Genomic DNA, 13,806 nt, shown 5'->3' with positions numbered 1-13,806 from the left:
GGTAACGGCTGCTTAGGGTTTCGCCCTTACGGCGAGGCACTTTTGGCAAACGCCCCAAAAGTACCCAAAAGGTCTCGCCCCAAGCGTACGGCCCCTCGCTGAGGCTCGGCGTTCCTTCGCTCCGGTATCCATCTGGGGGCATCGCCCTACGGTCTGCTTCGCTACGACCTACATGCGATGGGTTCGACTGCGTCGAACGGCGCTGCGCGCCAATCCCCAGATGAACACCTCCACTCAGCCTCCCGAAGGGGCGGGCAGATCAAAATCAAAATCAAAAGCGGCAGGCGAGCTAACGCTCGGCCTGTTGAGTGGTGAAGGGCGGGTGCACGCCGCTCCACTTGTAGGAGCGAGGCTTGCCCGCGAAGAACGATGACGCGTAATACCTGAAAAAATGCGGTGCATTCTTCGCGGGCAAGCCTCGCTCCTACAGAAATTTCGCTTAACTGACAGGCATTAAGGCTTGCCCGCGAAGCTAATTTCGCAGACGCTGGCAATGACAGCGCCGAACAATCACGCAACAGGCCGCCACTGCCCAACCATGTGTTCCAAATCCCCCGCCCCCACCAACTGAAAATCTCCGCTGGACCCCGCCGCGCTGGACATCAGCGTCACTTCACTGGGAAGGCGCACCGGTTTTCTGAACTGCACCGCAATCTCGACGTTTGCCGTCGGCAAATGTTCGCTCAGGGCTGCCAGCGTACGTGCCTTGTTCCACAGGCCATGGGCGATGGCACTGGGAAAACCAAAGAGCTTCGCGCTGATCGCACTCAGGTGGATCGGGTTGTAGTCTCCGGACACCTTGGCGTACCGCCGGCCAATGTCCGCGGGTGCTTTCCAGTGGGCTACTTCGGTCAGCGACAGCGTTGATGCAAACGCTTCCTCGACAGGCTCGCCTTCCCGTTTGACGCCGCGACAGAGCATCTGGCTTTCAGCCTCCCACAGCGGCCCCAACTGATCGTCGAGTGTCGTCACTAAATCGAACGTCGCACCCTTGGCATGGGGTTTCAGGTTCTGCACTTTCACGCTGACCCGCACCCGGTGTACGCCGCCCATGGGGCGCAAGATGCGGATGCGATTGCTCAAGTGAATCAGCCCCAGCAGCGGAAACGGAAACGCTTTGGCGGTAAGCAAATGCATCTGCAAGGCAAACGCCAGGATGTGTGGATACGTCGGTGGTAGCAGCCCGTTGTCGGCGAAACCACACACCTTGCGATAAGCCTCCAGGCGTTTCGGATCGACATTGACCCAGCAGTGATAACCCAGGTCAGGCAGTGTGGTGCCGGTGATTTTGCGGCGCGTTGCCGCTTTCACATACAGCGTTTTCAGGCCCGGTTCGCTATGGAGTGTGTGCCAGTCGGTGGTCATGGTCAGGCTCCCAAAACGCTTTGTCCACACACGCGCAACGCTTGCCCGGTAAACGCTCCGGTGCCCGGTTGTGCCAGCCAGGCCACGGCTTCGGCGACGTCTTGTGGCAGGCCGCCCTGGCCCAGCGAACTCAAGCGTCGCCCGGCTTCGCGTACGCCGAAGGGCAGGTTTGCGGTCATTTGGGTTTCGATGAACCCTGGCGCCACGGCATTGATGCTGATGCCGCGCTCACTCAGTAGCGGCGCCCAGGCTTGGGCCAGGCCGATCAACCCGGCCTTGCTCGCGGCGTAATTGGTTTGCCCGCGATTGCCGGCGATGCCGCTGATGGACGCCAGCAGGATCACTCGGCCGTTGTCGCGCAGAGTGCCGCTGTCGAGCAACGCCTTGGTCAGCACTTGCGGCGCGTTGAGGTTGACCGCCAGCACCGCGTCCCAGAATTCCGGGGTCATGTTGGCCAGGGTTTTGTCCCGCGTGATCCCGGCGTTGTGAACCACGATGTCGATGCCATCGGGCAGATGTTCGATCAGTTGCGTGGCGGCATCTTCGGCGCAGATGTCCAGCGTGATGCCGCGCCCGCCGAGGCGTGCGGCCAGGGCTTCGAGATCGGCTTTGGCCGGTGGCACGTCGAGCAGGATCACCTCGGCGCCGTCGCGGGCGAGGGTTTCGGCGATCGAAGCGCCGATGCCACGGGCAGCGCCTGTCACCAGTGCCTTGCGTCCTGACAAGGGGCGACTCCAGTCCATCACCTGCGCCTCACACGCCTTCAAGCGAATGACTTGCCCGGAAATGAACGCGCTTTTGGGCGAGAGGAAAAACCGCAATGGGCCTTCCAGTTGATCTTCGGCACCTTCGCCAACATAGAGCAGCTGCAAAGTACCGCCGCTACGCAGTTCCTTGGCCAGCGAACGGCTGAAACCTTCCAACGCACGCTGTGCACTGGCGGCGAACGGATCGCTCAAGGTCTCTGGCGCCCGGCCCAGAATCACCAGGTGCGCATGGTGATCGAGGTTTTTCATCAGCGGCTGGAAGAACTCGCGCAGCTGTTTCAGCTGATCGACCTGCACCAGATCGCTGGCGTCGAACACCACGGCTTTGAGTTTCTGGCCGTGTCCGGGAATCCACTCGGTGGCAACGGTCGGATCGGTGCCGTAGCTGTAAATCGTGTCGGTCAGGCGGTTGGCGAGCGTGCTGACTTTTTCCGCCAACGGGCCACCGCCAATCAACAGCGCCCCCTCGATAGGCCGCAGCCGGCCTGCTTGCCAGCGTTCCAGTCGTACCGGCGACGGCAGACCCAGGGCACCAACCACACGATGGCCGATGGACGAATTGGCGAAGTCGATATAACGGTCAGACATGAATCACGCTCCATCAGCTGGGGTTAAAAGTGTGGACCATGAACGGCAATTAGTCGTTCGACCCACGAGATACGGCCTACGCTTGAGGATTGTAGTCACCACAGAATAGGGAGCTTTTCATGACTCAGCTGCGCCGCGTCGCGATTATCGGTGGTAACCGTATCCCCTTTGCCCGGTCCAACGGGCCGTACGCCACTGCCAGTAACCAGGCGATGTTCACCGCAGCGCTGGAAGGCCTGATCGAGCGCTATAACCTGCACGGTGTGCGCATGGGTGAAGTGGCAGCTGGTGCGCTGCTCAAGTATTTGCGCGATTACGGCCTGACCCGCGAATGCGTGCTGGGCTCGCGGTTGTCGCCGATGACGCCGGCCTACGACATCCAGCAAGCCTGCGGCACGGGGCTGGAAGCGACGCTGTTGGTGGCGAACAAAATTGCCCTGGGTCAGATCGAATGTGGCATTGCCGGCGGCGTCGACACCGCCTCGGACGTGCCGATCGGGGTCAACGAAAGCCTGCGCAAGATCCTCTTGCAGGCCAACCGCGCCCGAAGCACCGCTGACAAACTGAAAACCTTCCTGCAACTGCGTCCCCGCCACTTGATGCCCGACTTTCCAAGCATCGGCGAGCCGCGCACCGGCCGGTCGATGGGCGAACACTGTGAAATGATGGCCCAAACCTGGAGCATCCCGCGCGACGAGCAGGATCAGCTGACCCAGGAAAGCCATCAGAAATTGGCCGCGTCCTACGCCGAAGGCTGGCACAACGATTTAATGACGCCGTTCCTCGGCCTGACCCGGGATAACAACCTGCGCCCGGATCTGACCCTGGAAAAACTGGCTTCACTGAAACCGGCCTTTGAGAAAAACGCCAAGGGCACCCTGACCGCAGGCAATTCGACGCCACTCACCGATGGTGCGTCGGTCGTGTTGCTGGGCAGTGAGGACTGGGCGAAAGAGCGCGGCTTGCCGATCCTCGCCTATTGGCGTGACGGCGAAGCGGCGGCGGTGGATTTCGTCAACGGTGCCGAAGGCCTGCTGATGGCGCCGGCTTATGCCGTGCCGCGATTACTGGCGCGCAATGGCCTGACCTTGCAGGACTTCGATTACTACGAAATCCACGAAGCGTTCGCCGCGCAAGTGCTGTGCACATTGAAGGCCTGGGAAGATCCGGAATTCTGCAAAACCCGTCTCGGTCTCGACGCGCCGTTGGGCTCCATCGACCGCAGCCGCCTCAACGTCAAGGGCAGCTCACTGGCCGTCGGGCATCCATTTGCCGCCACCGGTGCGCGCATCGTCGCCAACCTGGCGAAGCTGCTGGACGCGGCGGGCAAGGGCCGAGGGTTGATCTCGATCTGCGCAGCGGGCGGTCAGGGCGTGACGGCGATTATCGAGCGCTGATTGCTGATTACTGGGGGTTGAGCACTGCCGCGCGTTGCTGCGCGGCCAGTTCCCGGTTGCGGTTGGCGTAACCCTCGGCCATCACCGAGCAGACGATCAGCTGCAACGGGTGATAGATCATGATCGGCAGCAGGATCAAGCCAAGGCCGGGGTTGGCGCCGAAGATCAGCGCCGCCATCGGTGCACCGGCCGCCAGGGATTTTTTGCTGGCGCAGAACACCGCAGCAATCTCATCGGCAGGGCTGAACTTCAGCGCGCGAGCGGTGCGGGTGGTCATCCACAGGATGATTGCCAGCAAAATCGCACTGCCCATCAGCGCAGTCAGAATCACGCTGTTGCCCTGTTGCTGCCACATCCCCGACACCATCGAGTTGCAGAACGCCGAGTACACCAGCAGCAGAATCACTAGTTTGTCGGCGATGTTGGTATAGCGTTTGTGCCGAGCGAAAAGCTTGCCCAGCAACGGCCGCAGCAATTGCCCGAGCACCAGCGGCAATAGCAGCATGGCGCACAGGTCGAGCAGGGTTGAGCCCAGGTCGATACCACCAGCGCCGCTACCGACCACGAAACTCACCAGCAACGGCGTCAGAAAAATCCCCAGCACACTGGACAGGCTCGCGTTGAGAATGGCCGCCGGTACATTGCCGCCCGCGCTACCGGTCAGGGCCACAGACGAGGAGATGGTCGAGGGCAGGGCGCAGAGGTAGAGGAAACCGAGCATCAGCAGCGACGGAATGTGCGAACCCAGCAGTTTGTCGCTCACCAGCCAGATCAGCGGAAACACCGTAAAGGTGAAAGTTTGAACCATCACGTGCAGCTTCCAGTTCCTCAGGCCATGACGGATTTGCTCGCTGGACAGGTTGACCCCGTGCAGGAAGAACACCAGAAACACGCCGATGTTGATCACGTACTCCGCATGCATCCGGCCACCCGTGGCGCCGAAGATCGGGAAGACATACGCCAGCAGCGTGGCGATCAGCATGCCGCACAAGAACCAGTCGGTGACCACGCGTTTGAGGTGTTTGAAGGCATGCATGACCGGCACCGAATACGTTTGTAAGAATTGATGACTTAGCCTAACGTCGGCTTCATCAGCCGTCTTGCGACATAAGGCCAATCAATGCCGACTAACGGACAACTTTCCCTCGAACGCACGATCCCGGCGCTGACGGCGTTGCCGCGCCCGTTGTATGCGCGAGCGGAAAGTCTGAACGCCGGTTCGTGGACGTCGCCGCATCGTCACGATTGGGTGCAGTTTTCCTACGCCATCAGCGGCGTTCTCGGGGTGCACACCGCCGAAGGCAGTTTCTTTGCACCGCCGCAGTGGGGCATCTGGATTCCGGCGGATCTCCAGCATCAGGTCGTGACCTCAATGCGTGCCGAGATGCGCAGCCTGTACGTGCGCCGTGAGGACTGCCCATGGGCGGACGGGCGTTGCCGGGTGCTGGAAGTCACGCCATTGGCGCGGGAACTGATCAAGCGTTTTTGCCTGTTGCCGGTGGAGTATCCACAGGGCGACAGCCAGGAGGCGCGATTGGTGGGCGTGTTGCTGGATCAGTTGGCGAGTCTGCCCGAAGTGGGTTTTTCCCTGCCGCTGCCCCGGCATGAACGGTTGTTGGGCTTGTGCAACGAGCTGATCGACAGCCCTGAGCGCAATGCGACCTTGCAGGAGTGGGCCGAGCGTTTGGGCACGTCGGAGAAAACCTTGATGCGCTTGTTCCAGCGTGAAACCGGCTTGAGCTTCCGTGGCTGGCGGCAGCGCATGCGGCTACTGTCGTCGTTGAGTTTGCTGGAAGAGGGGAACAGCGTGACCCATGCCGCGCTGTCTTGCGGGTACGACTCGACGTCGGCGTTTATTGCGGCGTTCAAGGGGTTGTTCGGGTTTACCCCGGGGGAGTTGTTTAGGCAGTAATGACGCCTTCGCGGGCAAGCCTCGCTCCTACAGGTGTTGTGTCGGATGCGATCCCTGTAGGAGCGAGGCTTGCCCGCGAAGAGGCCATCACATTCAACATCTCTGTTGGCTGACAGTCCGCTTTCGCGAGCAAGCCCGCTCCCACACTGGATCTGCGGTGTTCCTGGATATTAGGTTCTGAACCGCCGAACCAACCCATCCAGCTCATTCGACAACCCCGCCAGGCTCTGAGAATCCAGCCGCGCCGAGTTCGCCAGTTCCGCCACCAACTGCGCATCGCCATGAATCTGGCTGATGTGGCGATTGATGTCTTCCGCCACTTGATGCTGCTCCTCAGCCGCTGTGGCGATCTGAGTGTTCATGTCGCGAATCACATCCACCGACTCACGAATCTGCCCGAAGCTGCTGCGCGCTTCGCCGATACGCGTCACCGATTGCTGAGACACTTCCAGGCTCGCATGCATCTGCTGAGTCACCTGGCTGGTGCGCTTGGCCAGGTTGCCGAGCAGTCCGTCGATTTCCGCCGTGGAGTCGGCCGTCCGTTTGGCCAGGGCGCGAACTTCATCCGCCACTACCGCAAAACCACGACCCTGTTCACCCGCCCGGGCCGCTTCGATGGCGGCGTTCAGCGCCAGCAGGTTGGTCTGTTCAGCGATAGAACGAATGGTCCCGAGGATCGACTGAATGTCGTTGCTGTCGCGCTCGAGCTGTTGCATCGATTGCGCCGATTGTTCGATTTCCTGGCTCAAGCGATCAACACTGCTTACTGCGGCATCGATCTGCTGCTGTCCTTCGCGCGCCTGGCGCTGGCCGCTGTCGGCCGACTCGGCGGCCTGGCTGCAGGAGCGTGCGACTTCGTTGGCGGTGGCGACCATTTCGTGGAACGCCGTGGACACCATGTCCACCGCTTCACGCTGGCGCCCGGCGGCTTCGGCCATGTCGCTGGAGACTTGCGTCGAACTCTGGGAGGTGGCGAGGATCTTGGTCGCGGCGCCGCCGATGCTTTGAATCAGGTTGCGAATCGCCGCCAGAAACTGGTTGAACCAGTTGGCCAATTGAGCCGTTTCGTCGCTGCCACGGATGTGCAGGTTCTTGGTCAGGTCGCCTTCACCCTGGGCGATGCCTTCCAGACCACTGGCCACGCTGCGGATCGGTCGCACGATCAGGCTGGCGAAACTGGCGCCGACGATGGCGAAAAACACCGCCAATACTGCCGCGATGATCGCGATCAGCCAGGTCAGTTGTGTGGCCGAACTCATCACGTCGGTCTGCTTGATCAGGCCGATAAAGGTCCAGCCCAGTTGTTCCGATGGCCAGACGTTGGCCATGTAGCGTTCGCCATTGAGCTCGACTTCCACCAGCCCTTTACCGGACTTGGCCAGTTGCGCGTAGCCGTCGCCGAGGCTATTGAGCGCTTTGAAGTTGTGTTCCGGTTGCTTCGGATCTACCAGGATTGTGCCGGTGTTTTCCACCAGCATCAGGTAGCCGGTTTCGCCGAGTTTGATCTGTTTGACGATTTCGGTGAGCTGCTTGAGGGACACATCGATGGCGAGCACTCCGCCTTGGGCCCCCAGCTGATTGGCCACCGTGCGCACGGTACTGACCAGCACGGCGTCGTCACCGGCCCAGTAATAGGCCTCAGTACGCATCGTCTTGCCTGGGTTGGCCAAGGCCGTCTTGTACCAGGGGCGAACACGTGGGTCGTAATTGGCCATTTTCGGGTCAGCCGGCCATGTGGCATAACCACCGCTGGACAAGCCGTAAGACACATAGGAATAAGCCGGGTGGCTGGTGGCCAGCCCAGTGAACAAGTCCAACAGCTTTGTGTCCATCTCGCTTTCGGGAAGTTGCGCGGCGTCGGCACTGACCCGGCTTTTTACGCTGGCGTCGCCTGCTTTGATCAGCGGCTGGCCGGCCAGGTAATCGACGTTCTGGCTGATGCCGTCAAAGAACAATTGCATGGCATTGCTGACCTGACGAATTTCGCGGCCACTGCCATCGACGAAATTATCCTTGGCATCGCTGCGCAAGTTCAGCACCACGAGGGTGGCGACCAGCACCACGGGCAAGCAGGCGATGATTGCAAACGCCCAGGTCAACTTCTGTTTGATGTTCATCCGCGCTCCAGTTTTTTCTTATAGGCCCACGCAGTGCAGATGACTCGCGGATTATTGGCAGCTGTAAATGTTTTCGACTGTCGGACAATTCCTGTTCTCTCTAATGCCTTCGGCTGAGGAACGGGGAAATTGAGGCCTGTTGAGAAAAATCCGGCGAAGGGTAGGGATCTACGTGTCAGATTCTGTCGCAAATGCCCCTGTAGCCCTTCGTCAACAAGTGGCGCAGGCTCAGCTATGATCCTGAGCGGTCAATGAGTTGCACCTGATTAATCCGGCACATTGTGTGCTTCTTGATGTTCATGGGAACGTTCATAGGTCGGCAACCCCTCCCGCGAATGAGAGGATTGCCGTATAACGAATGACTTTCGCGTGTTTGGTAATAAAGGACCCACAATAAAAGCTGATGAAGACTCCAAAACGCATTGAACCCCTGATCGAGGACGGTCTGGTCGACGAGGTGCTGCGCCCACTCATGAGTGGTAAAGAAGCAGCTGTTTATGTGGTGCGCTGCGGCAACGAGCTGCGTTGTGCCAAGGTCTACAAGGAGGCGAATAAACGCAGTTTTCGTCAGGCGGCCGAGTATCAGGAAGGCCGTAAGGTGCGCAACAGCCGGCAGGCTCGAGCGATGGCCAAGGGCTCCAAGTTCGGCAAGAAAGAAACCGAAGACGCCTGGCAGAATGCCGAAGTGGCGGCGTTATTCCGACTGGCCGGTGCCGGTGTGCGGGTACCCAAGCCGTATGACTTCCTTGAAGGCGTGCTGCTGATGGAGCTGGTGGCCGACGAGTACGGTGATGCCGCGCCGCGTCTGAACGATGTGGTGCTGGAGCCGGACCAGGCACGCGAATATCACGCGTTTCTGATTTCGCAGATCGTGCTGATGCTGTGTACCGGTTTGGTGCACGGTGACCTGTCCGAGTTCAACGTACTGCTGACGCCGACCGGCCCGGTCATCATCGACCTGCCGCAAGCGGTGGATGCGGCAGGCAACAACCACGCGTTCAACATGCTGGAGCGGGACGTGGGCAACATGGCGTCGTACTTCGGTCGTTTTGCACCGGAGTTGAAACGCACCAAGTACGCCAAGGAAATGTGGGCGTTGTACGAAGCCGGCACCCTGCACCCGGCCAGTGTATTGACCGGCGAGTTCGACGAGCCGGAAGAGCTGGCAGACGTTGGCGGGATCATGCGCGAGATCGAGGCGGCCCGTCTCGATGAAGAGCGTCGTCAAGCGGTTCGGGCGGCGGACGATGCGCCACCGAGCAAGGCCGAAGAGCCGCCTCCACCGTGGATGCAGTAATCGGTTGACCAAAACCCGGCTTCGGCCGGGTTTTTTGTAGATGCCTGCCCGAATCCCCCAAACACCGAAGAACAAATGTGGGAGCGGGCTTGCTCGCGAAAGCGGTAGATCAGTCGACATTGATGTTGAATGACACACCGCATTCGCGAGCAAGCCCGCTCCCACAATAGTTTTGCGCCAACACAAAATCTGCGCCAGGCACCGATTTATTGTGGGAGCGAGCCTGCTCGCGAAAGGGCCATCGCCTTCAACATAAAACCTCCTACATACTGCACCGCTCGAAACACCCACACTCAAGGACTGAATGTGAATTCCACCCGCAATGCCCATCTGATCATCGCCGCCCGGCTGATTTCGGACTTCGGCGCTTTCCTCAACATGGTCGCCCTGGCCACTTACGTCTATCTGCTCAGCAACAGCGCCATGAGCGTCGGCATCTTCCTCGCCAGCCGTGTAGCCGGGGGGATCTTTGCCAGTCTGATCGGCACCCGGTTCTATCGCCGCTGGGCCGGGCGTCTGCCGCTGATTGCCTTCGACCTGCTGCGCGCCGGTTTGCTGGGCTTGCTGCTGGTGTTGCCGGTCAGCCAACAAGCGCTGCTGTTACCGCTGATCGCGTTCGGCCTGGGGTTCGGCAATTCGATGTTCGCCATTGGCCTCAACAGCCAATTACCGCACATGATCGATAAGGCGCAGCTGCTCAAGACCAATGCCTGGATTACCTCGGCGTCGTCTGCGGCGATGGTCGGCGGGAGTCTGGTGGCGGGTTTGTTGGTGGCGGGGTTTGGCTTTGAAACGGTGTTTGCCTTGAACGTAGCCACTTACCTGCTGGCGGCGTTGTTGATTGTGCCGCTGCGGTTTCCCAGACCTGCACCCAGTGATGAACCCCTTCACCAACAAGGCGAATGGTCGGCCCTGCGTCAGGGCCTGCGCACGGCACCGGTGCTGACGGCGATGCTCGCCGTTGCCATGGCCGATACTCTTGGCAGCGCCGCGCACAACGTCGGCCTCCCGATTATTTCAAAACTGCTGACACCCGAGTCGGCCAGCACCACCCTGGGTCTGATGCTGGCGGTCTGGGCCATTGGGAAATTCATCGGTGCGCGAATCGCCAGTCGACTGAAAGGTACGGACAACGCACACCTTGAACGGCGATTTTTCTTCGGCGTGTTGCTGATGTCTTGTGGCTTCATCCTGATGTTTCAGCAGCAAACCCTTTACGGCTTGCTGCTGTTTTCATTGCCCGCAGGCTTGGGCGATGGGTTCTCGGAAGTCGGCCTGATGTCACGTCTGCAACGTGAACCGGACAATCTGCGTCTGCCGATTTTCAGCTTTCTGACGCTGCTGCAAATGACCGGGTTCGGCATCGGTATGTTGATCGCCGCGCCGTTCTATTCCTGGTGGACGCCCGGCACGGTGGTGCTGTTGTTCCACGGCATTCCCCTCACCACGTTGCTGGTGGCGAAGGGGTTGGCGCTCAGGAGTGGGCGGGTTCGGCGCAGCAGCCCGACGCCAGTTCCTTGAGGATCGGGCAGTCCGGGCGGTGGTCACCGTGGCAATGTTCTACCAGGTCTTGCAGGGTGTCGCGCAGTTGCCCGAGTTCGCGAATCTTCTGGTTCAACTCGTCGATGTGCTGACGGGCCAGCGCCTTCACATCGGCACTGGCTCGCTGACGGTCCTGCCAGAGGGTCAGCAGTTTGCCGACCTCTTCCAGCGAGAACCCCAAATCCCGAGAGCGCTTGATAAACGCCAGGGTGTGCAGATCGTCGTCGCCATAGACCCGATAGCCACTGTCGGTACGATGGGCTGCCTTGAGCAGGCCGATGGACTCGTAGTAACGAATCATCTTCGCGCTCAGACCGCTCTGGCGGGCCGCTTGGCCAATGTTCATCGCTTGTCCTCCAGGTCTTTGGGTTTCCAGGTTTTCAACAGTAACGCATTGCTGACCACGCTGACGCTCGACAGCGCCATGGCCGCGCCGGCCAGCACCGGGTTGAGGAAGCCGAACGCCGCCAGTGGCAGGCCGATCAGGTTATAGACGAAGGCCCAGAACAGGTTTTGGCGAATCTTCGCGTAGGTCTTGCGGCTGATTTCCAGCGCCGCCGGCACCAGCCGTGGATCGCCGCGCATCAGGGTGATTCCGGCCGCGTGCATGGCGACGTCGGTGCCGCCGCCCATGGCGATGCCGATGTCTGCCGCTGCGAGGGCCGGCGCGTCGTTGATGCCATCGCCAACCATCGCCACCACGCCGGTTTTTTTTAGTGCGGCGACGGTGGCGGCTTTGTCCGCCGGCAATACTTCGGCGTGGACATCGCTGATGCCCAGTGCCTCGGCGACCACCTTGGCGCTGCCGCGGTTATCGCCGGTCAGCAGGTGGCTGCTGATATTCCGTGAGTTCAGCTGTTGCACTGCTTGCAAGGCGCCGGGTTTGAGCGTGTCTCCGAAGGCGAACAGACCGAGCACTCGCGGTTCAGGGCTTTGTTCGATCAGCCAGGACAGGGTTCGGCCTTCGGTTTCCCAAGCGGTTGCGGAGTCGGCCAAGGGCCCGGCGCTCAGTCCGCTTTCTTCCAGCAGACGCCGATTGCCCAAGGCCAATCGTCGACCATCGAGATTGCCGGCAATGCCGCGCCCGGTCAGCGATTGACTGTCGCTGACATCAGCCACGGTCAAGCCGCGCTCGGCGCAGGCATCCAGCACAGCCTTGGCCAAGGGGTGTTCACTGCCGCGTTGCAGCGCCCCAGCCATTTGCAGCAGAGCAGCGTCGTCACCTTCGATGGCACTCAGATGAGCGATGCGCGGCGTACCCGAAGTCAGCGTGCCAGTCTTGTCGAACACCACGGTGCTGACTTCATGGGCGCGCTCCAGGGCTTCGGCGTCCTTGATCAGAATCCCGTAGCGCGCCGCCACACCGGTGCCGGCCATGATTGCCGTCGGCGTGGCCAGCCCGAGTGCACAAGGGCAGGCGATCACCAACACTGCGACGGCGTTGATCAACGCGGTTTCCAGTGGCGCGCCGTACAGCCACCAACCGATCAAGGTCGCCAGCGCGATCAGTAGCACCGCCGGCACGAACACCTGGCTGACTTTATCCACCAGTTTCTGGATCGGTGCTTTTGCCGCCTGCGCGTCTTCCACCAGGCGGATGATCCGCGCCAACACGGTTTCTGCGCCAAGCGCCAAGGTCCGAACCAGCAGCCGACCTTCGCCATTGATGGCGCCGCCGGTGACCTTGTCGCCCGGTTGTTTCGGTACTGGCAGGCTTTCACCGCTGATCAGTGCTTCATCGGCGTGGCTCTGGCCTTCCACCACTTCACCATCCACCGGGAAGCGTTCACCGGGTTTGACCATGACCAGATCGTTGAGGCGCAAAGCGCTGATCGCAACGTCCTGTTCGCGGCCTTCGATCACCTGAATGGCTCGCTCTGGACGCAAGGCTTCGAGGGCGCGGATGGCGCTGGCGGTCTGGCGCTTGGCGCGGCTTTCCAGGTATTTGCCCAGCAACACCAAGGCGATCACCACCGCCGAGGCTTCGAAATACAGGTGTGGCATGCGACCGGCAGCGGTGGCCCACTCGTAAACGCTCAAGCCGTAGCCGGCGCTGGTGCCCAGGGCTACCAGCAAATCCATGTTGTCGGCACCGGCGCGCACGGCTTTCCACGCAGCGATATAGAAGCGTGCACCGAAGATGAACTGCACCGGCGTGGCCAACGCGAACTGCACCCACGCCGGGAGCATCCAGTGCACACCGAAAGGTTGCAGCACCATCGGCAGCACCAGCGGCAAGGCGAGGGCGATGGCCGCCAGCAACGCCCAGCGTTCGCGGTGCAGTCGTTGTTGTTGATTGTCGGTTTGCGGGTGTTCGACTTCCCAGACGCTGGCGGAGTAACCGGCCTTGATCACGGCGCCGATCAGGGTTTGTGGATCGACCTGGCCGAGCAGTTCGAGGTGCGCACGTTCGTTGGCCAAGTTGACGCTGACACTTTTGACCCCCGCCACCTTGGCCAGCGCCCGTTCGACGCGGCCGACGCAGGACGCGCAGGTCATGCCGTCGATGCTCAATTCCAGGCTCTGCTGCGGCACGCTGTAACCGGCTTGCTGCACTGCGTCCATCAACGCCGGCAGGCTGTCACTGGGCGCTTGAACCCGGGCCTGTTCGGTGGCCAGGTTGACGCTGACGGCCGTGGCGCCGATGACTTTGCTCAAAGCCCGCTCGACACGCCCGGCGCAACTGGCGCAGGTCATGCCGGCAATCGGCAGATCGAAGGTGGTGGATTCGGACATCGGTCACGCTCCCTGTAGAAATTACCTACAGGATCAACCTTGCCATGCGGGCAAGGTCAAGCGCCATGTCTCAGATCAAAAGATC

General features: G+C 60.9%; 10 protein-coding genes and 2 pseudogenes. 5 read left to right on the top strand and 7 right to left on the bottom strand.

The window, feature by feature from the left end:
• Window positions 1–510 precede the first annotated feature (510 nt).
• Window positions 511–1,365, bottom strand: coding sequence for a MaoC family dehydratase (locus AB4O41_RS13460; protein ID WP_460148057.1), 855 nt, complete (start codon window positions 1,363–1,365; stop codon window positions 511–513).
• 2 nt (window positions 1,366–1,367) lie between these two features.
• Window positions 1,368–2,720: a 3-oxoacyl-ACP reductase gene (locus AB4O41_RS13455; protein ID WP_460148056.1), complete on the bottom strand. Its 1,353-nt coding sequence runs from the start codon at window positions 2,718–2,720 to the stop codon at window positions 1,368–1,370.
• Window positions 2,721–2,839: 119 nt separating this feature from the next.
• Between AB4O41_RS13455 and AB4O41_RS13450 the strand changes: the two genes are divergently transcribed.
• Complete coding sequence (locus AB4O41_RS13450) at window positions 2,840–4,117, top strand: acetyl-CoA C-acetyltransferase (RefSeq protein WP_460148054.1); 1,278 nt, start codon at window positions 2,840–2,842, stop codon at window positions 4,115–4,117.
• Between the two features lie 7 nt (window positions 4,118–4,124).
• Here the strand turns inward: AB4O41_RS13450 and AB4O41_RS13445 are convergent, their stop codons facing one another.
• The gene (locus AB4O41_RS13445) at window positions 4,125–5,153 is read right to left on the bottom strand and encodes a bile acid:sodium symporter family protein (protein ID WP_460148053.1); all 1,029 of its coding nucleotides are present in this window, start codon (window positions 5,151–5,153) and stop codon (window positions 4,125–4,127) included.
• An 84-nt stretch (window positions 5,154–5,237) separates the two neighbouring features.
• Here AB4O41_RS13445 and AB4O41_RS13440 point away from each other — a divergent pair, with 84 nt between their 5' ends.
• Window positions 5,238–6,029 carry an AraC family transcriptional regulator gene (locus AB4O41_RS13440; RefSeq protein WP_460148051.1) on the top strand — a complete coding sequence of 264 codons (792 nt, stop codon included), beginning with the start codon at window positions 5,238–5,240 and terminating at the stop codon, window positions 6,027–6,029.
• Window positions 6,030–6,199: 170 nt separating this feature from the next.
• Here AB4O41_RS13440 and AB4O41_RS13435 read toward each other — a convergent pair whose 3' ends face one another.
• Window positions 6,200–6,904 (bottom strand): methyl-accepting chemotaxis protein, encoded by a 705-nt coding sequence (locus AB4O41_RS13435; protein WP_431312688.1) that lies wholly within the window; start codon window positions 6,902–6,904, stop codon window positions 6,200–6,202.
• A 201-nt stretch (window positions 6,905–7,105) separates the two neighbouring features.
• Window positions 7,106–7,990: pseudogene (locus AB4O41_RS13430) on the bottom strand (cache domain-containing protein); the annotation flags it as partial.
• A gap of 559 nt (window positions 7,991–8,549) precedes the next feature.
• Between AB4O41_RS13430 and AB4O41_RS13425 the strand changes: the two are divergent.
• From AB4O41_RS13425 to AB4O41_RS13415, 3 genes and pseudogenes are all read left to right on the top strand, one after another.
• Entirely contained in the window at window positions 8,550–9,443 is an 894-nt protein-coding gene (locus tag AB4O41_RS13425; protein ID WP_123358581.1) for a PA4780 family RIO1-like protein kinase, read from the top strand.
• Window positions 9,444–9,487: 44 nt separating this feature from the next.
• Window positions 9,488–9,610, top strand: a pseudogene (locus AB4O41_RS13420) (metal ABC transporter ATP-binding protein); the annotation flags it as partial.
• Window positions 9,611–9,749: 139 nt separating this feature from the next.
• Entirely contained in the window at window positions 9,750–10,964 is a 1,215-nt protein-coding gene (locus AB4O41_RS13415; RefSeq protein WP_460148049.1) for an MFS transporter, read from the top strand.
• Here AB4O41_RS13415 and cueR read toward each other — a convergent pair.
• Complete coding sequence (cueR, locus tag AB4O41_RS13410) at window positions 10,918–11,331, bottom strand: Cu(I)-responsive transcriptional regulator (protein ID WP_007907120.1); 414 nt, start codon at window positions 11,329–11,331, stop codon at window positions 10,918–10,920. The two genes, AB4O41_RS13415 and cueR, sit on opposite strands and share 47 nt — an antisense overlap.
• Window positions 11,328–13,721 carry a heavy metal translocating P-type ATPase gene (locus AB4O41_RS13405; RefSeq protein ID WP_460148047.1) on the bottom strand — a complete coding sequence of 798 codons (2,394 nt, stop codon included), beginning with the start codon at window positions 13,719–13,721 and terminating at the stop codon, window positions 11,328–11,330. The genes cueR and AB4O41_RS13405 overlap by 4 nt, the downstream gene beginning before the upstream one ends.
• Window positions 13,722–13,806: the final 85 nt, after the last annotated feature.

The sequence above is a fragment of the Pseudomonas sp. S2_A02 genome, from assembly GCF_054668495.1.
Note: the sequence above shows the minus strand (reverse complement) of the source record. Positions and strands in the feature narration are given on the sequence as shown.